This window comes from Pseudorhizobium endolithicum, from assembly GCF_902153245.2.
Taxonomy (GTDB): Bacteria; Pseudomonadota; Alphaproteobacteria; order Rhizobiales; family Rhizobiaceae; genus Neorhizobium; species Neorhizobium endolithicum.
This window is the reverse complement of sequence record NZ_CABFWF030000011.1, coordinates 148,586-174,426: the sequence shown is the minus strand read 5'-3', so window position 1 is coordinate 174,426 and position 25,841 is coordinate 148,586. Positions and strand designations below refer to the sequence as shown.

The following is a 25,841-nucleotide window of genomic DNA, read 5'->3' as shown; positions in this document are numbered from 1 at the left end:
GCAATGTACGGTCGGGCAGGCCCTGAATTGCTGAAGGCACGAATGCTGCCGCGGCTCCACACAAAGTGAGGAAGAACCAGTTAATCTGAGAAGGCGGCGTACTCTGGCGACGCGGGATCGGTGCTTTTGAAATCGACCTGCACGGCCAGCGCGGTACTAAGCGTGACGGCAATGGCACGTTCTGGCGTGGCGGCGGTACGCGCTGTAGCATCCATGCGCTCTCGCTTACGACGGAGCGAGAGATCGGCTTGCCCAAACCCTGTCCTGGGCCTCGCTAGATCGCTCGCGGAATGAGCCTGATGTCAGTGATACATGTGCTTGAGCGAGCGACAGGTTCGAGACGGCCAAAGCGGAGATGAACCGGCGGCGCGGCGTGGTCGAACAGAGCCCACCGACGCGAAACAAGATTGCCTTGATGTCGACAAGCAAGCTATGGGAGACCCATCCCAAACGCAGTGCTGCCGTCATGCTACGCGATTTCAATCTGAACCTCCTGCGTTCATTCTACATCATCGCCGAAGAGCGAAGTCTCACACGCGCGGCATCAAGGCTCAACATGACGCAGCCCTCGGTCAGCCAGGCGCTGCAAAGACTGGAGGAACAGCTCGGCTGCCAACTCGTCTTTCGCGACAGCCGAAGGTTCGAGCTCACGGTTCCTGGCCAGAAGATTTACGAGGAATGCGCAGAGATCTACCGTTCGGTCGAGCGGATCGGCGTCCTGACGAAGGATGCGCTCACGGAAGAGGGTGGCGAGATCAAGCTCCAGATCATCAGCAATCTGGAATCGCCGCTGATCAACGAGGCGCTGAGGGTTTATCACCAGCGTCACCCGTCCGTCCGGTGGATGATGGAGGTCCAGAACAGCCAGGAGACGGTGCGGCGGATCTTGGCTGATAAGAGCGGCATCGGCATCTGCCTCCTGCCGCGCCCGGTCTTCAATCTCGATTGCAAGCTGCTCTTCCGCGAGGAGTTCAGCGTTTTCTGCGGTGCAGAACATCCCTTCTACGGACGGGCTCAGGTTGAGAAACGCGAGCTGCGCCAAGAATCCTTCATCTCCTTCACCTGTGCGGGCGAGGGCTTGGGGCTGGAACCCATGGCGGTTCTCAGCGAAAGCATTGGCCTTGGAGAACGGATCAGTGGGCGAAGCGCCAATCTGGAAGAGGTCCGGCGCATGATCATCGCCGGCCTCGGCATCGGGATACTCCCGCCGACGGCCGTGCGAACCTATGTCGACAATGGTCAGCTATGGCCGCTGGAGATCCTGGACTTCCCACTCGGGGCTGATGTCTTTTTGGTCTCCTATCCAGGTTGTGCGTTCACAAGTGCGGAGCGGCGGTTCCTGGAACTCCTCGACGAGTTGAAGTCGCTCTACCCCGACATGGCCTGACACGACGCGTCAGGTTTGTGCTGCCGCTGGGCTTCTCGAAGGAGGCCACTGGATGGCCTCTTTCAGCATCTAACATCAACGCGTTTATCGATCCGCCCGAGCGACAACCGAGTGCAGCAGCACGTTCAGGCCAGGGGCCAGATCACTGGGATCACACGACTCTTCGTTGTTGTGGGTTATGCCGCCCTTGCAGGGCGTGAAGATCATCGCCGTCGGGCAATGACGAGCGAGGAAATAAGCGTCGTGCCCGGCTTGTGACTGGATGTCCCGCCAGTTGTAGTTCATTCGCTTTGCTTCCGCGCGGATCTGGCCGACCATCTCGCCGTCGAAGATATCGCCACCCCAGAACCACTCGTCCTCGATCTCCGCCTCGCATCCGGCACGGGCAGCGCTTTCGAAAACGGCGCGGCGCATCTTTTCCGCCATGACGCGGGCGGTTGCAGGGTCGGGATGACGCACGTCGCAGATCGCCTGCGCTGTGTCGGAGAGAATGCCTGGCTTGTTCGGCCATGCCGCTAGCCGTGCGCCGGTCGCTTTCCCGTCGCCAACCGCGAAATCCCAGCCGATGTCATCAACGGCCGTCAGCCACCGTGCCCCGGCAATGAGGGCATTATGGCGAAGATCCATCGGAGTTGGGCCAGTATGCGCAGTCCTGCCATTGAACCGCACGCGCATGCCATAGCTGGGATAGCCGCCGGTCACGACACCAACGTCACGCTTTTCAAGGTCAAGGATCGGGCCCTGTTCGATGTGAAGCTCGAAATAGGCGTCAATGTCGCCTGCCTTGCACGGCTTGTGGCCGTCGTAGCCGATCCTGTGCAGTTCGTCGCCGAACCGGGCACCGTCATCGGACACCAACTGCTTGACCCAATCCACCTCGTAGGCGCCGACGAAACAGCCAGAGGCGACCATTGGGGGCGAGAAGCGTGCGCCTTCCTCGTTGGTCCAGTCGACGATAACAATCGGCCGCTTGGTGACGTGGCCACAATCATTGAGGCTGCGGACGACTTCCAGGCCGGCCAGGACGCCGGCAATGCCGTCAAAGCGGCCGCCGTTGATCTGCGTGTCGAGATGGCTACCGATCATGACCGGTGCAAGCGTCGGATCGCGGCCCTCGCGGCGCCCGAAGATGTTGCCAAGCTCGTCGATCTCGACGGAAAGTCCAGCTTCCCGGCACCAGTTGACAAAGAGGTCCCGCATCCGCCGGTCGTCATCAGTCAGAGTCAGCCGCGACAAGCCTCCCGTGCGTCCCTTGCCGATCTCGGCCGAGCTTTCGATGGTTGACCAATAGCGATCGATGTTGGCGCGTTGGTCGGCAGAAAAAGTCATGGTCATTCTCTCATTGGAAGGTGAGCCCGCATCAGGAGCCGAAAGACATCAGCGTCATCAGGCCCGGGAAGAGCACCAGAGCGAGCAAGACAAGCGTCATCACGCTAAGGAAGGGCAGGAGGTAGCGGAATGAGGCGGACATTGGGATGCCACCGGTGCGGCACGCGGCCATGAGGTCGATGCCAAGCGGTGGCGTATTTGCACCGATCGCCAGGTTGATGGTCAGCAGGACCCCGAAATAGACGGGGTCTATCTCAAAGGCGCGCAGCACTGGCAAGAAGACCGGGGCAAGGATCAGGATGATCGCAATCGACTCCATGAACGTGCCGAGGATGAGCACTGCGACCATCATCATGATCAGTGCCAGGGTGGCGCTTTCCGTCGTTCCAGTGATCGCGTTGACCACCATCTGCGGCACCTGCTCAACCGTCAGGATCCAGCCGAAGACGGATGCCGCAGCGATGACCATTAGGATGCCGCCGGTCATCTCCGTCGTGTCGCGGAGCAGGCTGAAGACCTTGGAAAAGCTCAACTGGCGATAGACGAAGGCGCCGATGAGGAGCGCATAGGCGACACCGACGCCGGCTGCTTCTGTTGGGGTGAAGATGCCGAAGCGAATGCCGCCGACGATGATGACGGGCGCAAGAAGCGCGAGGATTGATTCCCGCAGCGCCGTGCCGAGCCGTGCCCAGGAGAAGGCTTCGCCGCCCTTCCAGCCGTTCTTACGGGAGATCCACCAGGCCACAACCATCAGGCCAAGACCCAAAAGAATGCCCGGGCCGATCGAGTTGACGAAGAGCTTGCCGATCGAGGTGCCGGTGGCTGTTCCGTAGACGATGAGGACAATGGAAGGCGGGATTACGGTGCCAAGCGAACCGGCACAACCGAGTGCGGCCGCGGAGAAGCCGGGATGATATCCGCGCTCGCGCATGGCCGGCAGCATCATCGTGCCGATGGCGATGACGTCGGCGACACCAGACCCGGAGAGCGAACCGAACATCATGCAGGCCGCGATCATGACGATCGCAAGTCCGCCGGTACGCCGCCCGACGACAGCGGCGCAGAGATTGACAATGCGTGGTGCGAGCCCGCCATGCACCATCAATACGCCCGCGAGCAGGAAGAGTGGGATTGCGAGCAGCGTGAAGCTGTCGATGCCGGCAACCATACGTTGGGCCACAACGATGACCGGGATAGCATCGGCGACAAGCAAATAGGCGATCGAGGAGAGCGCAAGCGCGATCATGATCGGTGCGTCGATCAGGATCAGCAGGACAAAGACGCTCAGGAGTACGATGAGGGCGATGCTCATTTGCGCCATTCCACAAGGAGGATTGCAATAAGGGACAAGGCGGCGCTGACCGGCAGTGCCAGGTAGGTGAGACCGACCGGCCAGCTCAACGCGGTTGTCTCATGGCTCCATGTGAGAGCCGTGAGTTTCCAACCTGTCCATAGAAGAACGATAAGGAAGAAAGCCGAGCACACAGCGGCGAGCATCGTGAGTGCGGTGCGGAGCCTGCCTGGCTTGACGAGCAGGTCCGTCAGCCCGGCTGACAGATGCGTCCGACGGATGAAGGCGGAAATGCCGCCGATGAAGGTCACCCAGACCAGAAGCAGACGTGGGATTTCCTCCGACCACCGCGGCGTGAAGGAAAACGCATAGCGGCACACCACGACGTAGACGATCAGCGTGGTGAAACAGGCGACGCCGAGGGCGCCGACCGATGTTACAGCGACATCAATTGTTCGGGCGATGCGTGAAGAACGCGTCGAGGCATCTTGCATTGGAGGCTCCGGAACCGGGAATGGCTGCAATCGGGGTTGGCGGCGCGTGTAGTTGCCCGCCCGGGTTCGCCGGGCGGGCGGCTTTTCTTTACTTGCGATAGGTATCCATGGTGGCGAGCAGATCCGCGCCGAAGGTTTCTTTCTGGCTTTCCCAGATCGGCTCGAGCGCCTTGACGAAGGCGGCCTTGTCAACTTCGTTGACCTGCATGCCCTTGGCCTTCAGCTTCTCGAGGAGTTCGAGCTCGCTTTCAGCCACCATCTTGCGTTGCTCGTTGCCCCAACGGACGGCAGCTTCCTTGACGATTGCCTGGTCTTCCGGCGAAACCTGGGACCATGCGATGGTCGATACAGTCAGGCAGGCTGCGCCCCAGATGTGGCCCGTCATCGAGAGGTACTTCTGAACTTCATAGAAGGACGAGGATTCGATGATCGACAGCGGGTTTTCCTGAGCGTCGAACACACCCTGCTGAAGGGCAGAGTAGAGTTCACCGAAGGCGAGTGGTGCCGGCTGGGCGCCGAGCGCCTCGAAGGTCGCGAGCCGTACCTTGTCTGGCGTGACCCGGATCTTCAGACCCTTCAGATCTTCCGGCTTTTCGACCGGACGCACGTTGTTGGTGATGTTGCGAAAGCCGTTTTCCCACCAGGCCAGAACCTCGATGCCCTTTGGCTTCAAGAGGCCGGCGAGCTGTTCACCGAGCTTGCCGTCAAGCGCGGCAAAGGCCTGTTCGCGGCTCGTCCAGGCATATGGCATTTCGATGATGCCGAGCTTCGGCTCGACGAACTGGAAGGACCCGCTGCCGATCACGCCGGCATCCATCGTGCCGATCTGCATGCCTTCGATGACTTCCTTTTCCGTGCCCAGCTGACCGGACGGATAAATTTCGATCTTGACGCGTCCGTCTGTCTTCTCGGCCACTTCCTTGGCGAAGGACGTTGCTGCCTTGTGCCAGCTATGGGAATCCGCAAGCACGTGACCGAGGCGGATGGTCGTATCCGCAAGAACGCTTGTTGCAGAGGAAAGGCCGATCATGCCGGCCAGGAGGCCGGCGGCAATACGGCGGGAAAATGCTGGTACGCTCATTTTAGTATCACCCTCTTTTGTTGCACGAATTATTGGCAGCCATAAATCACTGCCGGTGGCTCCGCATCAAATAGCTGCTGCGAATAGCTGCTATAGGGACGGCCTATAGACCCTCGACTTTATCCCTCTGCGACCGTTGCGATGCATTCGATTTCGATGTCGAAGAGCGCCCAGGGCTTCACTGCGACGCAACTGCGAGCGGGAAACCCGTTTGTGAAGAACTCGCGGTAGACCTTATTCATATCTGCCGCCAGTGCGTTGTCGGTCAGAAACACCAGCGACTTGAAGACGTGGTCAAGCGACGAGCCGGCACGGTTAAGCGTGAAGGACAGTGCCTCTAGGCAGGCACGCGTTTGAGCCGTGATGTCACCCTTCACGATCTCCCCCGTCTTCAAATCGATCGGCGGCATGCCGCAGGTGTAGAGAGTATCGCCGATCCGGGTCAGGGCAGAAGTCGGAGCGCCAAGCCGCCGTATCGCTTCTGAAACGACAGGAATCTCAAGGATCTCATGCTTCATCAGGTAAACCTTTCTTCGAAAGCTCGCACCTACACCCACCGGCCCTCCCTTTCCAGTCGGCTCAGCACTGACACGCGCCTCTATGGGATGAGGCGCTCCGGGGCTTTCGGTGGAGAGGATCGCCAGCGGCCATTCTTAAGACCGCACACCTGCATCAGATCCGACAAAAGGGGGTGAACACGCAGCACTCCTGCTTCTCTCCGCAGTCACGTCACGACAGATCGGCGCGCTGGTAGGCCATCAGCGCGGCCTTAGATCTGTCATCATCAACTAAGCTGGAACCTGAAGTTGTTGCGGGTGTGCGTCCGGACGGCGGGTGTTCGTCGACCAATAAGAATACGGCTGTTATAGAAGGGCTACACCGACGGAATAAATGATAATCTAATGGCCTGCGGTCCGCGTTTGATGACCGGCACAACGGCTCCAGCAGGAAACACAATGTCTGGCGCAACCACAACACCAACCGATCACCTAGAAAAGGCCCAGCCTACGAGCATTTCGTAAATAGCCGAGGCGGTGCACGACCGTGGGGGAAAATCTGCAATAGCTCAGACAGGTCATGTCCCACCGAAGGACAATCCGCGAATACTGCCTCATCGACAGCTGGTGCGACGTCGTCCGGCGGCTGGGGAACAGGTAGCTGCCGCCGTACCTTCGAACAAAGGGGAGCCACGCCGCGAGCGCAATCTTGTTCTGCTCGGTGACCTCGAACTGCACGGGCCGCTTCGTCTTCTTCTGGATGATGGTCCTCCTTGATGGGGTTGAACCGGCAGCCCATGCCTCAAAGGGATGATGTCTTGGTCGATATAGGCGTTTAGCTTAATGGCCGACACTTCGCTCCCATCAAGAAGCCACCTCTGCATATCGGCGGATTTAACGCGAACAGAGATACGCGAAGCTGCTGAGTGGAGAGTGACTCGTCACATATCAAGCGTCGGCGTCAGTCTCTGTCGAAAGACCAATTGGCTTCTGTCGCCTATGTTCCGTCTCAAGACACAAAAAAGCCTGCCGCGGGAGGAGGTGCGGCAGGCTTTGGTAATGCTGAACAGCGACTGGGAGGAGGATGCCGCTGCTCTGACAGACGCTCGGGAGGAGTGAGCGCCTTATGTCACGAAGGTGCGGGAGGAGGTGCACACTTCGATACCAGAACAATAGCCGAAGCCACAGCTTTCACCTACGTCTTATGTTGCATCGCAGCATTGCGCGTGATGCAGAGCTTGCCTGTCAGATGAAGACGAGCTGCAATCGGCGCCGATCGTACAGGCCGCCCCGGACAGGCACGCATCTTGCATTAGAACAGGAGGAACTAGTCTACGGAGAACCATGATGTCAAATGCCGCTTATGCACAGGGAGAAGGGAATACCCTGTTCCCGATTGTTCTATCCATTGTCGCTGCTGCCGCAACCGGCGTGCTGTGGGCTTACGCCAATCCTATCCAACTGGTGCCCGGCGTCATTCAGTGGCGCATCTTCGCCTTCCTGCCGCCCTTGGTCGGTATCCTTCTGGGGTGGCGCAGTGGGTTCATCTGCGGTTACCTTGGCACGATCGTCTGGTCGCTTCTGGCAGGCACCTTCATCCCCGCGCATTCGCTAATCGTTGACGGCATCATGGTCGGCCTGACCGGCCTCATCCCAGGCCTTCTGTTTAATCCGCTTAAGGTAGAGATGAACCGTATTACGCTGCTAAAAATTGCAGCGGTTTGCCTGATCGTTGGCCTGATCATGGTTCTGGCCGTATCGGCGAGCCTCGCCTACCTCGGTATCTTTCCCTTCTGGTGGGCGATGGGCTATCTCGGCCTTTCTGATATCGTCCCGATGATCATCGGGACACCGCTGCTCGTCATCCCTGCACTGAAGATCCTCAAGAGCGCTCACCCGGCAGGTTTTACCCGCTTCTGACAAAGACTGTGTAACGTGCTTAGCATTAGAAACTTGAGTGTTGGCTTTGGTGGCGGCTCGCCAGCTGTCATCGAGGCCTCTCTGGCAGTGAGCTCAGGTCGTCGCCTGCTTATCTGTGGCGCCGCCGGAAGCGGGAAGACGACGCTCCTCAACGCAGCGGCCGGCATCATACCGCGGCTTGTTCGGCCTGAAGTCTTTTCCGGTAACATTGACTTCGATGATCGCCCGGTGAGAAGCATTCCGACCGATAAATGGTTTGGCGTTGTCAGCATCGTGACACAGAACGTGGAAGACCAGCTATGGGACCTGAGCGTCGAGGATCTCATCGCTTTTCCTCTGGAAAACAGGTCGGTCGAAAAACACCAGATTAGGGAGCGCATAAAGGCTCTCCTGTCATCGCTAGAGCTCAGCGACCTACGCGGGCGAAGAGTGCTGACGCTATCCGGAGGAGAGCGGCGGATGGTGGCCATCGCTGCAGCTTTGGCTGCGGCTCCTAGACTACTCGTGCTCGACGAGCCTACGATCGGACTTGATCCGGCTGCTCGTCAACGCCTGGTTCGGATATTGCAGAAGTTACATGCCGAAATTCCCGCGCTGCTGATCTCGGAGCAGGATCCGGCCTCCGTTTCAGAAGTCGTCGATGAAATTGCGCTCTTACAATCCGGTACACTGTCGCCGGCGGCACCGAAAGCTGCACTTCTCGATCAGGAGGCAGTGTGGATCGACGCTGGTGTGCTCCCGCCTCGGCGCCGCCGCGCGATCCGCCAAAGCACGCTGCAGTTGACAACACTTCTGTCGGTATCCGGATTGAAGACGAGGCTCACTCGAACTGATGGGCGGGCGGTGCTCGAGAACATCAATTTCAACATTCGCGCCGGCGAGATTATTGGCCTGATCGGCCGCAATGGCGCTGGCAAGACCACGCTTTTTCAGTCGATCCTCGGCTTGGTGAAGATTGCATCTGGATCGCTCGTCATAGGAGGACAGGATGCGGCAGGGTGGACACCTGCCCGCAGAGCACGCTCGATCGCCTACCTGCCGCAGAACATGCGGCGGGTATTGTTCAACATGACGCTGCTTCAGGAAGTGACATTTGCTATCACTGCATCAACCTCGATAGCCAAAGATCCGACGGTGATCGACAGAGCAAAGGGGTTTTTAGCGAAGTATGGTTTGGCGGGATTCGAGGAAGCCAATCCCTTTGCTCTGTCCTCGCGTCAGCAGGCCCTGCTCGGTCTTGCTTGTGCCGATGCGGCGGGCTCTCCAATCGCAATCTTAGATGAGCCGCTGCTTGCGCGCGATCTACAGGGGCGCCGGATGCTCGACCTCTTCCTCGACGACGCAGCTTTAGCGGGACGAGCGGTCATGCTGATATCTCATGATCTTGAGCTTGTCGCAGAAGCCGCATCGCGGGTTCTAGTGTTAGATCAGGGATACATTGCTTTCGATGGTCCAACCGACGAGGCCTGGCAGAGCAAAAGCTATCAGATGCTCCAGTGGCCCAAGCCAAGCTTTCAGCCGAGCATGGAGGCGTCCCATGCGCTTTCATGACGTCAACTTCTTCCTCAAGCTCGCTGCAGCGTTCCTGGTGATGCTGGTCGCATGGATGGTGCCCGGCTGGCAGTTTGGCGTGCCGCTTGCGATTGCTTCCGTAGTTTTCTTGGCAGCAGTCAAGGTGCCGGGCCTGAGGGCGTATCTGAAGGGTGCAGTCCTACTTGTGGTACTAGTAATTGCGAGCTGGCTCGTGAATCTTGCCCTTCAAGGCCAGTCATTGACCAATGCATCAACTATTGCCACGGGTATGGCTGCGCGCTTGGTCACGACCACCGCTGCGTTCTTTTTCGTGATGGAAACAAGTTCGCCCGGCTCCATCCTGGCAGCCGCAAGCGCGGCGCGGCTGCCGCCAATCGTGACGCTCGTCCTGTCGCTGACCTTCGGCATCATTCCGATGCTTCGGGAAGATTTCGAACGCATTGCTGACGCGCAGCGCGCAAGGGGCATGGAGATCGATGACGTGCCATTCGTGACGCGGCTGCGTTTCGCTCTCGCGAGAGGTGTACCGCTACTGGTCCAGGCAATCCGGATGGCACACGCGATCTCGATTTCCTTATCCATCTATGGCTTCGACATGAAGCACAAACGCACAACCTGGCGCAACGTCGGCCTGCTCGTGGAGCCGAAGCTGAACCTCAAGGACCACAAGGCATGACAATGACTGACACCTCATCCGCCGACCAAACTTGGAGTGTTGATGTCGCCGGGTTAAAGATCGACCTTCCGATTGTTCCGATCACACCTGACTTCGCAATCTCGCTGATGATGGTGATAGACCTCGGCGTGCGCTTCGGCGAACATGTCGGCAGGCAACTCGCCAAGAAGCTCGCGCACCTTGAACCGGATGTCGTTGTAGGAGCGGCGACGCTCGGCATCCCCGTCGCCATTGAAGTCAGCCGAGCGCTTCGTCTCGACGACTACGTGATCCTCCAAAAGTCGCCGAAGATTCATCTCGGCGACGCATTGGTTCAGACCATCACCTCTATCACCTCTAAAGGAGACCAGAAGCTGTTGCTCGACCGCCGCGCCATCCCGCTCTTAAGCGGCAAGCGCGTGGTTGTGGTGGATGATGTCGTTGCCTCTGGATCGAGCCTCAAGGGATCGGTCGATCTTGTCCGGAAGGCTGGCGGCGACGTGGTCGGTATCGGCGTCATTCTGACAGAAGCACGTGACTGGCAGGAGAAACTGGGGGCTGACGCGTCGCTCATTCACAGCCTGGCGCACATCCCGCAGTTCAGCCATGACAATGGGGGATGGCATCCAATGGAGGAGACTTTCCTCTAGCTCGTATCTTCCGCGATTGCCGCATTGGCCTGCTCCAGTATCTCGGTCGCAGCTGAACCTGCCGACCACTTAATCCAGTACGGACTGATGAACAGATCGTATGCTTGAGGCTCAGATTGTGAAGCTGACGTCAAACAGTGTCTGCACAGGGTGCTGATAAGCCCGCGCTCATCGAACGGAACTCCGCCCTTCATCTTGTCAGACAGTGGAGCCTCTGATCTGTAGGGTCACTGATCCCGCTGCCGCACCAAATCCTCGACAACAGCATCAGTGACCTTCTTCATCAGCTTGACTTTCTGCTCGCGGCGGTCGACCTGCTGCGCAGAAAACATGGACTTCAGGCACGACGATACTCCTTTTTCAAACCGGACATACTCAGTCGCTCTAGCTTAGCCCGCGGCTCCTCAAAAGACGGTGTCCATGAACTTGTTGGTAGCTCAGCCTCTCCGCGCGAGCGCATACCTCAGTAACGTCTGGCGCCTTGAAAGGAATCGAACCAACGCCACATCTATTGGATCACCCAACCGCTTGAATGTGCTGGATGGTTCATTTTCCTAGAATCACCAACAAAACGTTCAGCGGTCACCGGCCTTCCCCAACGCGATCATCGGTTTGGCCGAGATCCCAGAAGCTCCGGGTGAGGTATCCAAATTGCAGAAGTGTCGTCGCCAAACGGCAGGGCGCATCCCTCGTAAACGCATATGCCGACCCATGCGCAGATGACCGCGTCGAGCATGTCCTCAAACGCCTTCAACTGCCATGATGAAGCCTCAAGCGGAGGTAGCTGCAATACAGCGGAAACGCCTTTTATTTCTGGGTCAAGGCTGGTGACGATCATACGCCAGGAATCGAAAAGTTTACGGCGCCGATTGATAGGGGCCTCCGTTGGCCAATAGTTGCGCGTCTTCGCCTGCTTGTAAGGCAGCCTCTTGTCGGCGCGCATCAGTTCGACCAGGGCTGGATGCGGGTAGACTTCCAACAGGCCAGGCGGGCTAACCTTCCTCGTCAGCAGGCCATATCCGCAGTGCTCGAAACCTCTCCTGAGATCATCGCTGATCCTTCCGGGCCTGATCGCGCTTGGTGTGTGGGTGCTGCAGTGACGAGCGCCGTAAGCTGCCGAAACAAGATTGTCCGACACGCGCCGCGCTGCAATCGGCTCGCGAGATAGAGGCATATCCACGGCCACGAGATCGACAGGTGCTCCAGCGATTTTTCCTGAGGCAGCAAGGAGAGCCGCGGGTTCTGCGACCGAGCCAGAAGGGCGGGACGTGGAGATCACGCCTTCATCGGCATAGATCAAGAGGTGACGATAGGACGCTCCAGCGAAGATCAGGCGCCAAACGCCACCCATGGAGGAAACCAGAGCGACACCACTCGGTTGTTTCGCCGTCCAAGCTGCATCAATTCCCAGAACGGTCGTCATTGCATTCGGAACATTCAAGTAGCGCAGAAGCGATCAAACGCCGTCAGATACTTGACGGGCGGGTCGGCATCCCAGCAATAGATCTCTGTCCGCAGAAAATGCAGTTCCTCGTCGTGCTTCTCTTCCGGCAGCTCAACCCACCAGGATTTCGGACGGCCATCGGAACCATCCGACCACCGGTAACCGCGCGCCTTGAGCTGGTCCTTCATGTCGAATGGGCTGTTCTCAGCATAGATGCGAACCCGTGATCGCTGGCTGGCCTGATGGAGTTCCGCAAATGGAGTCGCGGTGGAGCGGGGCCGCGTCTGCCCGAGCACTTCGAGCAGTGCGAAACAGTCATCGACAGCCCGGTGACCATCGTGGAAATAGCCCGACTGTCCGATCAAATAGCCGAGCTTACTCCCCTCAAACCCACGCGCCGACCAGTCGACCTCTGATACGGAGCAGGCCCATGCCTTGTTGCAAAAGATCGGAGAAAAGGCTTCGCAGAAAGGTCTGTCGAAGCCGGCGTTGTGGGCAATGACCAGATCGGCTGAATCAATGAGGGGTGTGAGCCGCGCCATGTCGATCGTCTGCCCAGCCACCATTTCATTGGTGATCCCGGTCAGGCGTGTGATCTCGGCCGGGATGGGAGCAGTCGGCTGCTGAAGCCCGCCATAGACACCCGTGACATCGCCGATTTCGCCTGCGTCGTCAAAGGTGAAGGCAATTACGCCGACTTCGATGATCTCGTCGGATCGGTGGTTGAGGCCAGTGGTTTCGGTGTCGAGGATGATGGCCTGCCGCGGAAACCCGGGCCGAGCATCCTTTACAATTTCTCGCGGCAAAAGCTTTCGCAAGACTCGGTAGCTGCCGGTCGCTTCCAGATGACGGGCCATCGCTTCCTCATCCAGGTCGGTCTCCGCCTGCCCTCCCCTGACACCGACGCGTGCCCTGGCTGCCTTTGCAGCCGTCGGTGCAACGGCGGAGGCGAAGAAATCGAGTTGTGAAACCATCATGCTCCAATCAGAATGCACCGGTGGACGGCACCCTATGTGCCAGGCTGAAGATAGGCAACGATAGCCCTATAGGTGGAATATTCGCTTGTTCCTTCTATCAATCATCTCGGCGTTGAATCGGAAACATGTCTTCGCCGCGGTGGTGTAGACGGGTATGGTGTAGACGGCATAGCCAACGTACCCTCAGGGGCTCGTCATATCGGTCGTGATGAGCATCTACTGCCTGAGCCCCACACACTTCACATGTCTGCTTTTCCAGTTCACCTGCTTTCATCGCCCGCTGCACGGCAAGATGAGCGTCATATTTGGCGGGATTCGCTCGTCGCCAGTTTGCCTGACGGGTATCGGTTTTCAGCATCGCTGAGTTCCAACTGAAGCTAAATGGTAACGAGCTCAGCGAGCTTGTCTGCCACCACGGTCATAGTATCATCTTCGGTACTCAGGCCACTCCGCGATGCCAGTAGGGGGCTAACGTTGCGAAGAGCCATACGTCGTGTTGTGGACAATGGGTACGAGCTGCTCGGTTGCTAAGAGTGCCGAGAGCTCCTTGTCGGCAACACCCGCTGCTGGAAGACGACGAAGCAGCGCAGGTGTCACCAGCACGACGCCAACCCGGGACTTTGCCAGCCCCTTATCGATTTCTCGAAGCAGTGACGATCCCAGAGCAACGTCTTTTTCGCTAAACCAGACCGATACTCCACGCGCTTCCAAGAGATCATGCAGCGCCTTTGCATCCCCCTGGCGGTCGTCCCAAGCATGGCAGAGGAACACATCACGAAGATCGGGTAGCTCCGCTCGGGTTTCGACAGTCTGACGGACTGGCGTGAGAGCTCGCACCTCGGTAGGAGTATATAATACGGACGAACCGGCTTTCGACCATTTCGCTCGTACGCGTCCGGAACCGCTTCCGCTACTACCTGACGAGTAGGTAGAAGGCGATGGGAAGGACGAGTCAGACCCATAGCCGCCGCCATAACTGCTGTACCTGCTGTAGCCACCATACCATCTGCCGCCACGGCATGCCGGGCAATTCGCTGCGGCACTCGCTGAGCGGTGGCCTTCTTTCGGTGCTGTGCATTGAGCCATGGGAAAATCTCTCTTTAATCTAATATTGGGGTTAGCTGTCCTTGATCGTCGTACGCGGGTTGGCCTTGCCGTACTTCGTGGTCACGAACCTTCCGGAGATGGCGCTCCGGTGGGTGCCGCCAGTGCTCCCGCCACCCTTCGCTTCCAGCACCGTCGTCCGCGGGCTAGCTGATCCATGTTTGGCGGTTACAAACCGACCAGTGATTGCGCTGCGGGAGTTGCTTCCGCCTCCTTTGCCTTTCGCCATCTGCTTGCTCCTTTAGAGACCCACTAAGTCGGGCGATTCCAAAGTTACAACGCGAGGGTGTCAGATCATGTCACCCTCAATGGCCGCCTAAGCAATCGGATGCTGTCTCGAGTTGAGCATCGGCCTTATGGGAAGGCGGCGAAATCGGCGCGACGATGATCTTCAATCATCCTGCGGAGCCCCTCGGGGGCGATGACCTCTACTGCGTCTCCCCATTGATAGAGATGCCACGCCATCTCCAGCCAACCTGACGCATGAAAGCGGACGATCAGGCTGCCATCCGTTTGCAGCTGAGCGGTTTGATCGGGGTGAAAGCAAAATCCGGCCGCCCTCGCAGCGGCGTGCGGAGCGAAACGCCAGATGATTTCGCCGTACTCTCTTTGGTCTTGATATACGCCGAATGAACGGGCCGCATACTCCTGCAGCGAGAAGCCGGGCGCGAAGCTGAAGCTCTGGTCCAAGGTCTGAGCGCTGAGAATTCGGTCCATGCGAAAATTCCGCATAGCATCACCCCGCTCTGGTTGGCGCGCCACCAGATAACTGCGGTGGCCCAGCAGCAGGCCATGTGGTTCGATGACTCGTTCGGAAGCATCCTCTGTTCCATAGCGTATGCGCAGGAGGAATGGGCCACGCAGACCCTCGATCACTGCATCCAGCACCGCCGGCGCCAGGTTAACGCGCGGCCCGGGTCGAGTGACCGACCCCATCGCCAAAAGGACCGCTTCAACATCGGCTTCTGTGCGCATGGCGTCCTTGGGTGTTAGACGCGCCAGCAAACCATCGCGCAGATCATCTAGCGCAGCAGCGTGCCGTACTCGGCCGTCGCCCCGCGCCGTCCGGCTGGCAATCTCCAACGCCTCAATCGCAGTCTCCTGGCGAGGCTGGAGCCTGTCGCGAGCAGGATCGGTGACGCGCCAGCGCCGTCGACGGTCGGGGCCATCTACCACCTCGACGTTAGCGAGTACTGTCTCCAGCGCGTCCGTCATGCGCTGCGCCGTGCGATGAGAAACCCCGAACTCTTCTCGGATGTCATCGAGGCATATCCCCGTGCGCCGCATGGCTGCCATACGTGCCAGCCTGATCAGATCCTGAGCCTTGGCAAACGACATGTTCATATCCTGGTCGTGGACTATGTCAGATATTGACACCCACACACGCTATGGCTGAACCTGCAATCTGTCGAGATGCAAGTTTCCTCGGGGATGCGCTCGATTGTGAGGGGCGGCAATGCGAACTGTTGAGGGAAACCGGATCTTCTTGTCCGCGTCGGATCTGATGCGGTTCATGGGCTGCAATCACGCGACAACGCTCGATCTTTCTTACATGCGCGGCAGTGGCCCGGTTCTGCGCGTTTCAGGCGATGATTTCAAGCTCCCAAGGAAGTTGCGGGATTGGTGGGAGCTGGAGGATTTCGCAGCGTTCCGTGCTGAGATCGAGAAAACCTTCAAGACCGACATTCCTCTTGCTGAGCGGTCCGCCTGGGAGGACTGGTTTAGTCGCGATAAACTGGAAATCGCCAGGCTCACTGGAGAGATCACCGCTGCGGAGCAAGAGATCGACACGCTGGTCTACAGGCTCTTCAAGCTGACGCCCGATGAGATTGCTTTATTGGAAGCTTCGATCGAGGGGACCACGGACTGGACTTCGTCGGATTGATTGCAAATTCAGAGAGCTCGATCAGACTACTGACGATGGCTACACCTCCACCCCACCTGGTCCGAGAGCTGCGCGCTGAAATTGCGAACGCGATCGCAGACTTCAAAGCCTATGACGTGCCGGGGGTATGCATGCGCCTGGGATTAGCGGAGGGGGACGCTTCAGAGGCCTTCAACAGTAAGTACAAGTACGCCATGAGCAGACTTGCAGGCGTACCGGCCGAAGAACTTCTCCCCATCGCTCAAAAGCTCCTCCAGGAGGTTGAGAGCTACCGCTTGTCTGAACACGTTGCCAAGCTGGAGGAGTTCGGGCGCCCCGCGGTCACAGAAATCACCCGCCGGCGACTGTTATCCGTGTTCAAAACGCGACCACTGGCAACGGAAATGGAAGAGGTTGAGTTGATACAGCGTGCCTGGCCGGTTGCTGAAATCCCCTCTCCCTTGGGGTCTTCGGGTGGAATTCTGGAGGACATTTATCAGCATACCGTTCGGAACTATGATTGGGAGCCCGACGAGACGCTGATCCACCTCGGCTTCCTAACCTGCTCCCAAGCCCAGCTATTCCGGTTTCTCGAGGAGGTGACGGCGCCTGTTGTCCAAACGCTCGACGCACAGGCATCGCTGGTTGCTGACCTGAATGCTCATCTGCAGCATGACGGTTTTCGCCTTGCCATGGTTGGCAAGGTATCAGGCTCACCCGTCTACAAGGTCCAGCGGGCGGTTCTTGGAAGCCCTGCGGATCAGGGCATCAGTGTCGCCTTGCATGCCTTCAATCCTGACGATGTGCATGACCGTTGGACAGCCGCGGTGGAAAGACGTGCCGACGATCCCCGCGGGGCCATCACGCTTGCACGCACCCTTTTGGAGGACGTCTGCAAATGGATCCTCGACGAGGCCGAAACGGAGTATCCTGACACTGCGGATCTACCAGTCCTGTACCGAAAGCTTGCCAAGGTTCTCCGGCTTGCGCCAGACGACCATACTGAGCAGACTTTCAAGCAGCTCCTCGGCAGCTGCCAGCAGATCGTGGAGCTGCTGGGGTCGCTGCGCAGCAAACTCGGTGACGCTCACAGCCCCGGGCCCAAAAGGGCGAAGCCGCAACCTCGTCACGCGGAGCTTGCCGTGAATCTGTCCGGCACCATGGCCACGTTCCTGGTTGAGACTTGGCGGGCCCGGAAGGCCGAAGCCGCTCGCACACAGTCGGATAACAAACCCCATTCGCACGTATAGGCGAGGATTTTAACCCTGCCCGGGTGAACGATGAGACAGACCCCCTTTACATCCTATTGCTCTACTGTCGCTTCATCGTTTTCCGGATATTCCTGATTAAGCGGTATATCCTTATTTGGGCGATCGCCGCTTCGCCGGGTCCCCGAACCGAGATTCAGGGGATGGGTGAACAGCCAGACGTCCTGGTCTGAATTATGGTTCGCCCCATCAAACCTTGCCAATCGCGCGAGAGGGCCTGATATGTAGGGCATACACACGAACGCAGGAGGCATGCACATGGAAGAAACTGTAAAGGCAAAGCCGCCGGACGTCCAGGCGCTCAAGCAGAATGAGAAGAAGTGGACCCCGACCTTGATGAAGGCAGGCTGGAGCGCCTTTCCGAATATCATCATCGAAAAACAGCGGGCCCTCGGTCTCGATGCGATGGACATGAACATCTTGCTGCACCTGGTGCAGTACTGGTGGCTTGAGGAGAACGTGCCGCACCCCTCTGTCGCGACCATTGCCGAGGCGATCGGCGTGACCCCGCGCGCCATCCAGAAGCGGGTCACAGCCCTGCAGGCTGCCGGCCTGATTACCAGAGAGGAGCGCCGGCACAGTAAGTTCGGAAGCCAGACCAACCTTTACCGTTTTGACGGGCTGATCGCCGCGTGCAAGCCCTTCGCTGAGGAAAAGGTCGCCGCGGCCAAGAAGAAAGCGGAGGAGGACAAGGCCCGGGTCAAACGCAAGAAGCCCAAGCTTGTCGTCAATAACGACACGCCGGGCTCATAAGCGGGGCAAACCCACAATCGATTGGAAGGAATGTTGACCTGGCCGTCCGTCAGACGGGACAGCCGGCCCAGTGCTGCGGCAGGCTTAGAAAAAGCAATGCCCCGGGCGCTTGCAATGCAGAGGCGCTACCGGGGCTCACAAAGACAAGATGGATTAAAGCGAGGAGATTTTCAAGTGGTTTTTGCTTACACGCCGGCGATTATCGCGCACCTGGAGTCATCCCACTCCCCCGAACGGCTGGCACCGTACTATGCCCTCGCCGGCAATGACAAGGAGCTGGGATTCCAGCTTTACGCCTGGAACAGCGCTCTGTCGCAGGCGCTGTACACCCCCTTGCAAGGGCTCGAGGTGACGCTGCGCAACGGTTTGAGCGACCGGCTGCGAGCAGCCTATGGCCCCACCTGGTTTGATCTCAACCCTGGGCCCCAGCTGCATTACCCGCTCCCCGACATGCTGCTGAAGGTCCGCACCGAGCTCGGGCGTCACGGCAGCATTCCCGACCATGGGCGTGTGGTGGCCGAGTTGAACTGGGGGTTCTGGACCGGCCTGCTCGCCAAACGCTACGAGCAGCTCTGGCGCTCGCACTTCCGTCAGGTGTTCCACGCCGACGGTCCCCTCACCCGCGCTGATATCTTCCAACCGCTCGATGATCTGCGCCGGCTCCGCAACCGCATCGCGCACCACGAGCCGATCCTGAACCGCAACATTGCAGCGGACTACGCGTCGATCCTGACGTTGATCCGTTATATTTCGCCCGATACCGCTCGCTGGGTGGATAGCCAGAGCCAGGTTGCCGCCGTTCTTTCTGCCAAACCATAAAGGCAGCGTTCTGCCTTTCTGTGTTCCTGAGACCTCTGGACGTCCTCCAAATCTCCCCCTAGTATCCCCCTGCGCATGTGAGCATAAGGTGGCGCTTGGCGCCTTGACGAGGCCACCCCATTAAGAACCAGCGTCGGTTGGCGGCCGATAATGCTGATGCAAGATAACGCCATCCAGAAGAAGGAAGATGAGTCATGGAAACCCATGTCATCATTGCATCCCTGCCCTTGCGCGGGGAGGACCGGGCTGTGCTCGTGGAGGCAGCCAAGGACGCGTTCGAGCGTGTTGTCGAACGCATGGAGCCGCAGAACGAAGACCTCACCCGCAGTCTCTGGAGCCCGGAGTACTACGTCGACAAGCTGCTGCTGACGGAGGACATGCTGCCGATCTCGCGGGATTATGCAGCTTCATTGATTGACGCGTTCCTGGTGCACCACGTCCTTGATCTGGCCCTCGAGGCCGACCAGTGAGCAAGGAAGCAGCCGGCACTGCACTAGGATGCCGAACGGGAAAGTGAGGTGCGCTAGATAACACCCCACGCCCGAAACCTCCCCCTCCCCGTCATCTCGCGGAGCCCCAGCTCCAAAACAATCCGCCGCGCCCCTTGCGGCGTGACGTCGAGCGTTTTTGCCACCATCCCCGCCGACACCAGCGGTTTTGCCATCACCAGCTCGACCAACTCCGGCAGTTTTGATGACGCTCGTCTTCCCGCCAATTTGCGTTCCATCATCTGCCGGGCCAGCGCCAGCCGGTCATGCTCCTTAAGGCCGATCTCGGCGGCCGCCAAAAACCCCTGGGCGATGGCGAGCAGCCGGGTTTCGCGGTTGCGATGCCGACGGCGATCGACGGGAATGGTTTTCAGGCCGAGGTTGACCGCGGCCAGATTGATGCCAGTGGTAACACCACCCTGGCGCAGGATGGACGCGGCGAGCAGCCGGCCCATCCAGGATGCATGTTGGAGGACGCCAATCTCGTTCCAGGCATCAAGGGCGACGATCGCCTGCAGCACCGCCGGCAAATCCTGGGCCTGGCGTAGCACGGCACGCCATTCCTCCAGCCGCTCGTCCTCGTCCCAGTCGAGATCATACACGAGAGGATCCCGTTCCCGGGCCGCGCCCGCGGTCGGGGGCGGAGCCCGGCCTGGCTTCCTGGCCTGCTCGATGGCCGCTTCGGAGCGGGCAAGCAGCGCATCGATGGCGGCGAGCTCAGCATCCAGCGCGCTTTCTTGCTCATCCCCGCCGTCCACCCCACTGCCCTCCGGACCCTCCCCTCCGACGACAGTCACACCCGCCGCGGTCTCGCTAGCCACACCGGCGCCAGGATCTCCCAAAGATGCACCGGGCCACGCCCGGGCCTGGCGGAGGCTGCGCAGGCCCTCTTCCGACAAGGCCCAAGCTGCCGGTTGGGACGCGATGCGTCGGCGGGTGCGCAGGACGTCGCGGGCGATGGTGAGTTCGTGGGTGGGGGTGCGGATGTCTCGGAGACTGTCGTGGAGGACGAGGTCTTCGAGGTGGACGAGTTCGCCGTCGATCCAGAGGGAGGCGCAGGCGTCGGTGAAATTTTGCCGTTCGAGCCATCCGGCTCCGACGGCTGAGCGGGCGATGCGCTCGTCGAGACGCGTGATGGCGCTGCTGGCGTCGGCGACGGGTTTCAGCAGAGTGTGGATGGGCAGTTTGGCGAGATCGTAAACCATTGTTTTCATGGTAAACGATCTCTTAAACGAAAGCTAGCGTTCGGCTCTGGTTCGTCACCTGGCATAAAGAAGCCCGTGGCGGCTCGCCACCGATAAGTATCCCTTATCGGTGGTGAGTAGACCAGCCGGTTGACCAACCGCCTGGATGTGCCTATTTTTTACGGAGTTCAGTCCGAAAAGGCGCACGATGACCACCACGGTAAAAATCTCGGAAGCGAAAACCCATCTCTCGGATCTGCTTGTTCGCGCGGAAGCCGGCGAAGATATCGTTATCGCCCGCGGCAACGACCCCATCATTCGTTTGGCGCGCATCGCCAAGGAAACTGATATGCAGTTGCTGCTGGCAGAGGTACGCGCCGCCCGACAGAAAGCTGCCGCCTCCACCCATGAGGAAGTCCTCTCCTGGCGCGACGAAGGCCGTCGCTGATGGCGTTTGTGATTGACGCCTCGATGGCAGCTGCCTGGCTGTTGCCGGAGGAATATTCGGACGCCGCCGAACTCGTCATTGCTTCGATCAACGCCCCCTGCCCGGTGCCGTCGCTGTTCTTCTTCGAAATCCGCAACATTTTAGCCATGGCCGAACGCCGCCGTCGCGTCTCTGCCGGCGGCGCGCTGGTCAACATGGAACGGGTTCGTCGCCTGCCGCTCAACGATGCCGGCATTGGCGGCGACAGTTTTGTCCTGCTGCTGGCTGCCAATCACGCACTCAGCGCCTATGACGCCGCCTATCTGGCGATTGCCCTTAATCGAAATGTCCCGCTGGCAACGCTCGATCGCAAGCTTGCCGCCGCTGCGCGCAAGGAAGGCGTTACTGTGCTTGGACCCTTCGCCCATGGCGACTGATCGCCCGGGGAGAAGTGCGGTTGATCGCCGGGTAGAAAGCCTGGACACCATTGCCGCCGTGCTGCCGATGGAGCGACGCGACGAACTCGCCGAGCTGCTCAGCGACCAGGACGTCGAGACACTCCGCCACCTCGTAAACCAGGGGATGGGCGAGAACACGCTCCGCGCGCTTGCCAGCGACCTGGCCTATCTGCAGGCCTGGTCGTTGGCGGCCAACGGATCCTCCCTGCCCTGGCCGGCGCCGGAAGCCTTGCTGCTCAAATTCGTCGCTCATCATCTTTGGGATCCGGAACGGCGCGTGATCAACCCGCAGCACGGAATACCAACGGACGTAGAGGACAGGCTACGCCTCCAAGGGTTCCTGAGGTCGACCGGGCCGCATGCACCGGACACGGTGCGCCGTCGGCTCGCCACCTGGTCGACGCTGACGAAATGGCGCGGCCTTGATGGCAGTTTCAGCTCCCCTGCGCTCAAATCCGCGCTTCGGCTCGCGGTTCGCGCAACGCCACGGCCGAGGAAACGCAGAAGCGCCAAGGCTGTGACCGGTGATGTCCTGGCCAGGCTGCTGGCGACCTGCAGGACCGACAGCCTGCGCGACACCCGCGATCGGGCGATCCTGATGGTCGCCTTTGCCTCCGGTGGGCGACGCCGCAGCGAGATCGCAACCTTGAGAAAGGAGCAGTTGAGCCCGGAGGAACCGATCAGGGTGGACGGCGGCCCTCCCCTGCCCTCGCTTTCCATTCACCTCGGCCGCACCAAAACGAGCGGTACGGACGAAGACGAAGTTGTCTACCTCAACGGCCGTCCAGTTGAAGCGCTGTATGCCTGGCTCGAGGCTGCGAAGATCGACAAAGGCAGCGTGTTCCGGGCGATTGATCGGTGGGGCAATGTCTCGCCTCGTCCGCTGGATCCAAAGGCCATCAATGATATCGTCAAACAGCGCGCCGAACTGGCCGGCCTCGATCCTACCCAGTTCTCAGCCCATGGCCTCCGTTCAGGCTATCTCACCGAGGCAGCTAACCGCGGAATCCCACTGCCAGAGGCCATGGAGCAGTCCCGGCATAGATCTGTGCAGCAAGCATCGAGCTACTACAACAATGCCACCAGGCGAAGTGGCCGAGCTGCTATGCTTCTTTAGCTGATGGATTGTCAGCGACCGGCTTAGCGCTGACGACCCGCTTGAGTGGACTTGTCACCTCTGGTCGAACGCGAAGCCATACACCCAGAAACCATCGGTCCTTCGTCAGGGTGACTTTCACCCATGCGCTCAATCAGAGGCCCGGCGTCCCACAGGACCAGCAACGCTCGGGATGTCCGCGGTCGTGCGGTCTTATCGTGGCTTTGCCTCGGACCGAACCCTTTAGTAGGGAGATGGCCGGCTTGCGCAGAACAACCGATTGTAGCGGCGCCAATCATCTTGGGGTTCAGGCACCCTGCCCTCGCTTACTCCTTTTCTCGCAAACGAAGATGAGCGTGGCGAAGGTGATGAGATTGCCGGTCTCACCGGCTGCCCGGAGGGAAGCACTAAATGCCTGATCATCGCACCAAGGCTAGCGCCCACGTCGGGTCCGGGCGATCGACACTTTGAGACTATCACCGGGTGGCCGGTTGATCCAACGTCACCACGATTCCTCGAGCAAAGCGGGGTCATGTGGGGCAGCCCCCGCATTATTTTGAGCGGATGGACGGCGGTCTGGCGATCTCTTGTTGAAGCGGCGAGGCGGGAGATGAGCCTTGCTGAGGCGATGGAGCCGTCGGCCATCCATGGGTGTGACATGAGCGCAGCACCTACAACACCGCCTGCAGGCAGGATTGACGCGCTGCACGTCCATCTAGTTGATAGCGGTACGAGAACGGGTGCCAGTAAGGACAATTCTCACACGTGGATGCTCGCAGAGCCGATTTCTACCCTTCTTCGTGTGCGCTGGCTTTCAGGATGCCTCGAACAGGGATAGAGAGAGCCGCGCATGCAGAACGTCGGGCATGCGGACAATCATCCGCAACTTGATGATGACCTAAGAGTGGGGAACCATGGAAACCATCACGATCAGCAATCGCGCAGATTTCGCTCAATGGGCCATTGAACGCTCTCGTGCAATCGTGGCGCAATCTCGCGCTGGCCGCCCGCGATATGAACGAGGTAAAGATCGCCGAGACCGGCAATGCACTCGGACAGGCTATTGTCGATGCGCTTCTCGAGGTTTTCGATGGACTCGTCCCCGAGGAGTAGTTCTTCTCGAACGCCAGGCGGCAGCCAAGGGATCTCAAGGTCCCTGTGGGCGGCCGCATCCCTGGCCTCTTGCTGAGATCTGATGCCGAGCGGCCCATTCGGGTATCTCTTTCCCCTCCTCGCGGTTGCAGCGGGCATAAGGAACGGCAACCATCCAGGTTGCGACCGAGGCAAAAACCCTGACAGCTGTCAGGGTTTGCAGCAAATTATTTGTCGGACCCGCTCGAACCCTGGACTTCTAGCCCGGCCTGCTCGTGTGCCCCCGCGGCTCGTTGCTTGAGGAAAAGCACATACTGTCTGCGGAGCTCGGGAGGAGTGATCTTCCCCTGAATCCAGTCGTCCACGTGCGCCAGGAAAGCCGGACTGCTTTCAAATGGATAACCCATCTTAGCAGCGCGGCCGACGACCCGCTCAAATAGCTCTCGCCTTTTCTCCGGTGTCATCATTCCTCCCGCGGGCTGCAAGGACAAAGCTTACGACACTGGAGGCACGGGCTCATTCACATTTGAATGTTTGCCTCCCCGAGGATGATCTAACCGCTCGAACGCTTAGGCTCCTGTCCCGACCGGTAAAAACCCTGACAGCTGTCAGGGTCTAAGACCCGTTATCCGACCGCGCGATCGCCCACTCCTCGAGCCCTCAACAGCGCCATCAGCGGCGGGCCGAGCGAGAACTCCCCGCGTTGCGCCTTTCGTGTGAGCTCGCGAAGATAGCCACCAGGTGAATTGATGTGCCCGGCCCGCTCCAAAATGCAGGCGATGGCGATCGCCGCGTCTTCGGCACCCATCGCCTCGCAGGCGTCCTGGTAGGCAGACGGGCTGACGCCCAGCATAGACCGAACCACAACAGCCGCCGACATAAGATCGCGCCAGCTCGCCACGGCACCATCGGGTCCATACATCGCAATCTCCGGGCAGGCCTTCAAAACAAGGCCAAGGGGGAAGCTCTTCACCGTATAGGACCCTTTCGCCCCCACAGGCTCCGCCCGTCGCTCCCCCTGCTCTTTTCTAGAGCATGGTTCAAGTTCATTGAAGGGTTCGGTGTTTGAATTCTGTATGTGACGTCCATTATGGGCATCATTGGTGCTATTATTCTCTTCATTCTGTTGCAAATCCAACAGCTTGATCACCTTGTCGCGCAAGGCCTCCATCTCAGCCAACGCCTGTGCCACGTCCTGCATGCGCGGCGTCCGGGGGATTTTGGCCACCAGAGCGATATAGCTGTCTTCGACCGCGTCCCAGTCGCCTGGTGCGCCTTCTTCCATCGCAGCCGAGATCAGCTTGCGGATATCGCGGCGGCAGATCGTGAGGCTTTCCCTGGCTTGTCGGTAAGCGGCGCGATCGGCAGCCACCTGCTGGGCCATGGCGGCAAGCTCTTCCATGCGCAGCAGGAGCGGGGATAGGTCGAAGCCGAAAGCGGTCTCAATATCGCCCGTCTTGCCTTTGCGTGCATAGCGCTTGCCGTTGGCGCTATCCTTCCTGACGATCAGCCCCGCATCGACAAGGATCGCCAGGTGACGCCGCAATGTCGCCCCCGCAATCCCGTGAGCCCGCAAGGTCAGCTGAGCATTGGAGGGAAAGACTACGAGTTGGCCGTCCTGACGTAGTTCGTTTTCAGGATAGAAGCTCAAAAGCGCGTCCAGCACCGCAAGACTACGGTCCTGCAACCCCAGTACTTCCCGCGCCGTTGACGCGTCTCGGAAGACCTTCCATTTGTCAGCCGACTTGCCGGGTTTTATCTCGGCTGCCTCGATCTGCCGCCGGACCAGGGCAAGCGTCATCGGCCGCCGCCCAAAGGGCGTCGTTACGTTTCCACTCTGCATTTCCCTCACCTCTGATAGGCAAAAGAAATCCGCTCACCAAAAAGGGTGCCAAAGACTCTTGACTAGGATTCGTGGAAATGCGATTCTCGAGGTGCTAAATCAGAGAGGGGCTTCCACGACGGCAACGTTTTGGGGGCCTTTTTCTTTTGCAACGAGTCCTTTCTTGCTCCGATACGCCTGACAGCTG

26 protein-coding genes and 1 pseudogene are annotated in these 25,841 nt (G+C 59.4%); 14 read left to right on the top strand and 13 right to left on the bottom strand.

Features of this window, described 5'->3' with window-relative positions:
* The first annotated feature begins 415 nt into the window (after positions 1 to 415).
* Positions 416 to 1,387, top strand: coding sequence for a LysR family transcriptional regulator (locus tag RTCK_RS08880; RefSeq protein ID WP_235988627.1), 972 nt, complete (start codon positions 416 to 418; stop codon positions 1,385 to 1,387).
* 84 nt (positions 1,388 to 1,471) lie between these two features.
* Here the strand turns inward: RTCK_RS08880 and RTCK_RS08875 are convergent, their stop codons facing one another.
* From RTCK_RS08875 to RTCK_RS08855, 5 genes are all read right to left on the bottom strand, one after another.
* Positions 1,472 to 2,716, bottom strand: a complete 1,245-nt coding sequence (locus tag RTCK_RS08875; RefSeq protein ID WP_142592544.1) for a Zn-dependent hydrolase — start codon at positions 2,714 to 2,716, stop codon at positions 1,472 to 1,474.
* Positions 2,717 to 2,747: 31 nt separating this feature from the next.
* The gene (locus tag RTCK_RS08870; RefSeq protein WP_142592543.1) at positions 2,748 to 4,028 is read right to left on the bottom strand and encodes a TRAP transporter large permease; all 1,281 of its coding nucleotides are present in this window, start codon (positions 4,026 to 4,028) and stop codon (positions 2,748 to 2,750) included.
* Complete coding sequence (locus RTCK_RS08865; RefSeq protein ID WP_142592542.1) at positions 4,025 to 4,501, bottom strand: TRAP transporter small permease; 477 nt, start codon at positions 4,499 to 4,501, stop codon at positions 4,025 to 4,027. Before RTCK_RS08865 ends, RTCK_RS08870 begins: the two co-directional genes overlap by 4 nt.
* A gap of 88 nt (positions 4,502 to 4,589) precedes the next feature.
* On the bottom strand, positions 4,590 to 5,582 hold the full coding sequence (locus RTCK_RS08860) for a TRAP transporter substrate-binding protein (RefSeq protein ID WP_142592541.1): 993 nt from the start codon (positions 5,580 to 5,582) through the stop codon (positions 4,590 to 4,592).
* Between the two features lie 119 nt (positions 5,583 to 5,701).
* Positions 5,702 to 6,100 carry a RidA family protein gene (locus tag RTCK_RS08855; protein ID WP_142592667.1) on the bottom strand — a complete coding sequence of 133 codons (399 nt, stop codon included), beginning with the start codon at positions 6,098 to 6,100 and terminating at the stop codon, positions 5,702 to 5,704.
* A gap of 1,326 nt (positions 6,101 to 7,426) precedes the next feature.
* Here RTCK_RS08855 and RTCK_RS08850 point away from each other — a divergent pair.
* The 4 genes from RTCK_RS08850 to RTCK_RS08835 are packed head-to-tail and all read left to right on the top strand — an operon-like array spanning position 7,427 to position 10,837.
* Positions 7,427 to 7,999 carry an aminotriazole resistance protein gene (locus RTCK_RS08850; RefSeq protein WP_142592540.1) on the top strand — a complete coding sequence of 191 codons (573 nt, stop codon included), beginning with the start codon at positions 7,427 to 7,429 and terminating at the stop codon, positions 7,997 to 7,999.
* A 33-nt stretch (positions 8,000 to 8,032) separates the two neighbouring features.
* The gene (locus RTCK_RS08845; protein ID WP_235988626.1) at positions 8,033 to 9,550 is read left to right on the top strand and encodes an ABC transporter ATP-binding protein; all 1,518 of its coding nucleotides are present in this window, start codon (positions 8,033 to 8,035) and stop codon (positions 9,548 to 9,550) included.
* Positions 9,537 to 10,208 (top strand): energy-coupling factor transporter transmembrane component T family protein, encoded by a 672-nt coding sequence (locus RTCK_RS08840; protein ID WP_142592538.1) that lies wholly within the window; start codon positions 9,537 to 9,539, stop codon positions 10,206 to 10,208. Before RTCK_RS08845 ends, RTCK_RS08840 begins: the two co-directional genes overlap by 14 nt.
* Entirely contained in the window at positions 10,205 to 10,837 is a 633-nt protein-coding gene (locus RTCK_RS08835) for a phosphoribosyltransferase family protein (protein WP_235988625.1), read from the top strand. Before RTCK_RS08840 ends, RTCK_RS08835 begins: the two co-directional genes overlap by 4 nt.
* A gap of 604 nt (positions 10,838 to 11,441) precedes the next feature.
* Here the strand turns inward: RTCK_RS08835 and RTCK_RS08830 are convergent.
* The 6 genes from RTCK_RS08830 to RTCK_RS08810 form a co-directional block, all read right to left on the bottom strand.
* Positions 11,442 to 12,260 (bottom strand): DUF429 domain-containing protein, encoded by an 819-nt coding sequence (locus RTCK_RS08830; RefSeq protein WP_142592537.1) that lies wholly within the window; start codon positions 12,258 to 12,260, stop codon positions 11,442 to 11,444.
* A gap of 14 nt (positions 12,261 to 12,274) precedes the next feature.
* The gene (locus RTCK_RS08825) at positions 12,275 to 13,255 is read right to left on the bottom strand and encodes a 3'-5' exonuclease (RefSeq protein ID WP_142592665.1); all 981 of its coding nucleotides are present in this window, start codon (positions 13,253 to 13,255) and stop codon (positions 12,275 to 12,277) included.
* Positions 13,256 to 13,355: 100 nt separating this feature from the next.
* Positions 13,356 to 13,616, bottom strand: coding sequence for a hypothetical protein (locus tag RTCK_RS20835; RefSeq protein WP_142592536.1), 261 nt, complete (start codon positions 13,614 to 13,616; stop codon positions 13,356 to 13,358).
* Positions 13,617 to 13,726: 110 nt separating this feature from the next.
* Positions 13,727 to 14,344, bottom strand: a complete 618-nt coding sequence (locus RTCK_RS08820) for a toll/interleukin-1 receptor domain-containing protein (protein ID WP_456239059.1) — start codon at positions 14,342 to 14,344, stop codon at positions 13,727 to 13,729.
* A 31-nt stretch (positions 14,345 to 14,375) separates the two neighbouring features.
* Entirely contained in the window at positions 14,376 to 14,591 is a 216-nt protein-coding gene (locus tag RTCK_RS08815) for a hypothetical protein (protein WP_142592535.1), read from the bottom strand.
* A gap of 125 nt (positions 14,592 to 14,716) precedes the next feature.
* The gene (locus RTCK_RS08810; RefSeq protein ID WP_142592534.1) at positions 14,717 to 15,700 is read right to left on the bottom strand and encodes a helix-turn-helix transcriptional regulator; all 984 of its coding nucleotides are present in this window, start codon (positions 15,698 to 15,700) and stop codon (positions 14,717 to 14,719) included.
* A 118-nt stretch (positions 15,701 to 15,818) separates the two neighbouring features.
* On the opposite strand from RTCK_RS08810, the gene RTCK_RS08805 reads away from it, so the two are divergent.
* The 5 genes from RTCK_RS08805 to RTCK_RS08785 all read left to right on the top strand — a co-directional run bounded on the left by RTCK_RS08805 (position 15,819) and on the right by RTCK_RS08785 (position 19,536).
* Positions 15,819 to 16,247: a hypothetical protein gene (locus RTCK_RS08805; protein ID WP_142592533.1), complete on the top strand. Its 429-nt coding sequence runs from the start codon at positions 15,819 to 15,821 to the stop codon at positions 16,245 to 16,247.
* A gap of 35 nt (positions 16,248 to 16,282) precedes the next feature.
* On the top strand, positions 16,283 to 17,476 hold the full coding sequence (locus RTCK_RS08800) for an abortive infection family protein (RefSeq protein WP_142592532.1): 1,194 nt from the start codon (positions 16,283 to 16,285) through the stop codon (positions 17,474 to 17,476).
* Between the two features lie 270 nt (positions 17,477 to 17,746).
* On the top strand, positions 17,747 to 18,247 hold the full coding sequence (locus RTCK_RS08795) for a MarR family transcriptional regulator (protein WP_211181446.1): 501 nt from the start codon (positions 17,747 to 17,749) through the stop codon (positions 18,245 to 18,247).
* A gap of 174 nt (positions 18,248 to 18,421) precedes the next feature.
* Positions 18,422 to 19,066 carry a hypothetical protein gene (locus RTCK_RS08790; RefSeq protein WP_142592531.1) on the top strand — a complete coding sequence of 215 codons (645 nt, stop codon included), beginning with the start codon at positions 18,422 to 18,424 and terminating at the stop codon, positions 19,064 to 19,066.
* 194 nt (positions 19,067 to 19,260) lie between these two features.
* Positions 19,261 to 19,536 (top strand): hypothetical protein, encoded by a 276-nt coding sequence (locus tag RTCK_RS08785; RefSeq protein WP_142592530.1) that lies wholly within the window; start codon positions 19,261 to 19,263, stop codon positions 19,534 to 19,536.
* Positions 19,537 to 19,589: 53 nt separating this feature from the next.
* On the opposite strand, the gene RTCK_RS08780 is transcribed toward RTCK_RS08785, so the two are convergent.
* On the bottom strand, positions 19,590 to 20,768 hold the full coding sequence (locus RTCK_RS08780; RefSeq protein ID WP_142592529.1) for an RHE_PE00001 family protein: 1,179 nt from the start codon (positions 20,766 to 20,768) through the stop codon (positions 19,590 to 19,592).
* A gap of 178 nt (positions 20,769 to 20,946) precedes the next feature.
* On the opposite strand from RTCK_RS08780, the gene RTCK_RS08775 reads away from it, so the two are divergent.
* The 4 genes and pseudogenes from RTCK_RS08775 (at position 20,947) to RTCK_RS08760 (ending at position 23,832) form a co-directional block, all read left to right on the top strand.
* Positions 20,947 to 21,186 carry a type II toxin-antitoxin system Phd/YefM family antitoxin gene (locus RTCK_RS08775; RefSeq protein WP_142592528.1) on the top strand — a complete coding sequence of 80 codons (240 nt, stop codon included), beginning with the start codon at positions 20,947 to 20,949 and terminating at the stop codon, positions 21,184 to 21,186.
* The gene (locus RTCK_RS08770) at positions 21,186 to 21,602 is read left to right on the top strand and encodes a type II toxin-antitoxin system VapC family toxin (protein ID WP_142592527.1); all 417 of its coding nucleotides are present in this window, start codon (positions 21,186 to 21,188) and stop codon (positions 21,600 to 21,602) included. The genes RTCK_RS08775 and RTCK_RS08770 overlap by 1 nt, the downstream gene beginning before the upstream one ends.
* Positions 21,592 to 22,740: a site-specific integrase gene (locus RTCK_RS08765; protein ID WP_142592526.1), complete on the top strand. Its 1,149-nt coding sequence runs from the start codon at positions 21,592 to 21,594 to the stop codon at positions 22,738 to 22,740. Before RTCK_RS08770 ends, RTCK_RS08765 begins: the two co-directional genes overlap by 11 nt.
* Before the next feature lie 893 nt (positions 22,741 to 23,633).
* Positions 23,634 to 23,832, top strand: a pseudogene (locus RTCK_RS08760) (hypothetical protein).
* A 604-nt stretch (positions 23,833 to 24,436) separates the two neighbouring features.
* Here the strand turns inward: RTCK_RS08760 and repC are convergent.
* Positions 24,437 to 25,654 (bottom strand): plasmid replication protein RepC, encoded by a 1,218-nt coding sequence (gene repC, locus RTCK_RS08755; RefSeq protein ID WP_142592525.1) that lies wholly within the window; start codon positions 25,652 to 25,654, stop codon positions 24,437 to 24,439.
* Positions 25,655 to 25,841: the final 187 nt, after the last annotated feature.

What these genes read in the sequence shown, in the direction of transcription:
- RTCK_RS08880 (WP_235988627.1), top strand. Translation starts at nt 416, where the DNA reads ATGTCGACAAGCAAGCTATGGGAGACCCATCCCAAACGCAGTGCTGCC.
- RTCK_RS08875 (WP_142592544.1), bottom strand. Translation starts at nt 2,716, where the DNA reads ATGACTTTTTCTGCCGACCAACGCGCCAACATCGATCGCTATTGGTCA.
- RTCK_RS08870 (WP_142592543.1), bottom strand. Translation starts at nt 4,028, where the DNA reads ATGAGCATCGCCCTCATCGTACTCCTGAGCGTCTTTGTCCTGCTGATC.
- RTCK_RS08865 (WP_142592542.1), bottom strand. Translation starts at nt 4,501, where the DNA reads ATGCAAGATGCCTCGACGCGTTCTTCACGCATCGCCCGAACAATTGAT.
- RTCK_RS08860 (WP_142592541.1), bottom strand. Translation starts at nt 5,582, where the DNA reads ATGAGCGTACCAGCATTTTCCCGCCGTATTGCCGCCGGCCTCCTGGCC.
- RTCK_RS08855 (WP_142592667.1), bottom strand. Translation starts at nt 6,100, where the DNA reads ATGAAGCATGAGATCCTTGAGATTCCTGTCGTTTCAGAAGCGATACGG.
- RTCK_RS08850 (WP_142592540.1), top strand. Translation starts at nt 7,427, where the DNA reads ATGTCAAATGCCGCTTATGCACAGGGAGAAGGGAATACCCTGTTCCCG.
- RTCK_RS08840 (WP_142592538.1), top strand. Translation starts at nt 9,537, where the DNA reads ATGCGCTTTCATGACGTCAACTTCTTCCTCAAGCTCGCTGCAGCGTTC.
- RTCK_RS08835 (WP_235988625.1), top strand. Translation starts at nt 10,205, where the DNA reads ATGACAATGACTGACACCTCATCCGCCGACCAAACTTGGAGTGTTGAT.
- RTCK_RS08830 (WP_142592537.1), bottom strand. Translation starts at nt 12,260, where the DNA reads ATGACGACCGTTCTGGGAATTGATGCAGCTTGGACGGCGAAACAACCG.
- RTCK_RS08825 (WP_142592665.1), bottom strand. Translation starts at nt 13,255, where the DNA reads ATGGTTTCACAACTCGATTTCTTCGCCTCCGCCGTTGCACCGACGGCT.
- RTCK_RS20835 (WP_142592536.1), bottom strand. Translation starts at nt 13,616, where the DNA reads ATGCTGAAAACCGATACCCGTCAGGCAAACTGGCGACGAGCGAATCCC.
- RTCK_RS08820 (WP_456239059.1), bottom strand. Translation starts at nt 14,344, where the DNA reads ATGGCTCAATGCACAGCACCGAAAGAAGGCCACCGCTCAGCGAGTGCC.
- RTCK_RS08815 (WP_142592535.1), bottom strand. Translation starts at nt 14,591, where the DNA reads ATGGCGAAAGGCAAAGGAGGCGGAAGCAACTCCCGCAGCGCAATCACT.
- RTCK_RS08810 (WP_142592534.1), bottom strand. Translation starts at nt 15,700, where the DNA reads ATGTCGTTTGCCAAGGCTCAGGATCTGATCAGGCTGGCACGTATGGCA.
- RTCK_RS08805 (WP_142592533.1), top strand. Translation starts at nt 15,819, where the DNA reads ATGCGAACTGTTGAGGGAAACCGGATCTTCTTGTCCGCGTCGGATCTG.
- RTCK_RS08800 (WP_142592532.1), top strand. Translation starts at nt 16,283, where the DNA reads ATGGCTACACCTCCACCCCACCTGGTCCGAGAGCTGCGCGCTGAAATT.
- RTCK_RS08795 (WP_211181446.1), top strand. Translation starts at nt 17,747, where the DNA reads ATGCACATGGAAGAAACTGTAAAGGCAAAGCCGCCGGACGTCCAGGCG.
- RTCK_RS08785 (WP_142592530.1), top strand. Translation starts at nt 19,261, where the DNA reads ATGGAAACCCATGTCATCATTGCATCCCTGCCCTTGCGCGGGGAGGAC.
- RTCK_RS08780 (WP_142592529.1), bottom strand. Translation starts at nt 20,768, where the DNA reads ATGAAAACAATGGTTTACGATCTCGCCAAACTGCCCATCCACACTCTG.
- RTCK_RS08775 (WP_142592528.1), top strand. Translation starts at nt 20,947, where the DNA reads ATGACCACCACGGTAAAAATCTCGGAAGCGAAAACCCATCTCTCGGAT.
- RTCK_RS08770 (WP_142592527.1), top strand. Translation starts at nt 21,186, where the DNA reads ATGGCGTTTGTGATTGACGCCTCGATGGCAGCTGCCTGGCTGTTGCCG.
- RTCK_RS08765 (WP_142592526.1), top strand. Translation starts at nt 21,592, where the DNA reads ATGGCGACTGATCGCCCGGGGAGAAGTGCGGTTGATCGCCGGGTAGAA.
- repC (WP_142592525.1), bottom strand. Translation starts at nt 25,654, where the DNA reads ATGCAGAGTGGAAACGTAACGACGCCCTTTGGGCGGCGGCCGATGACG.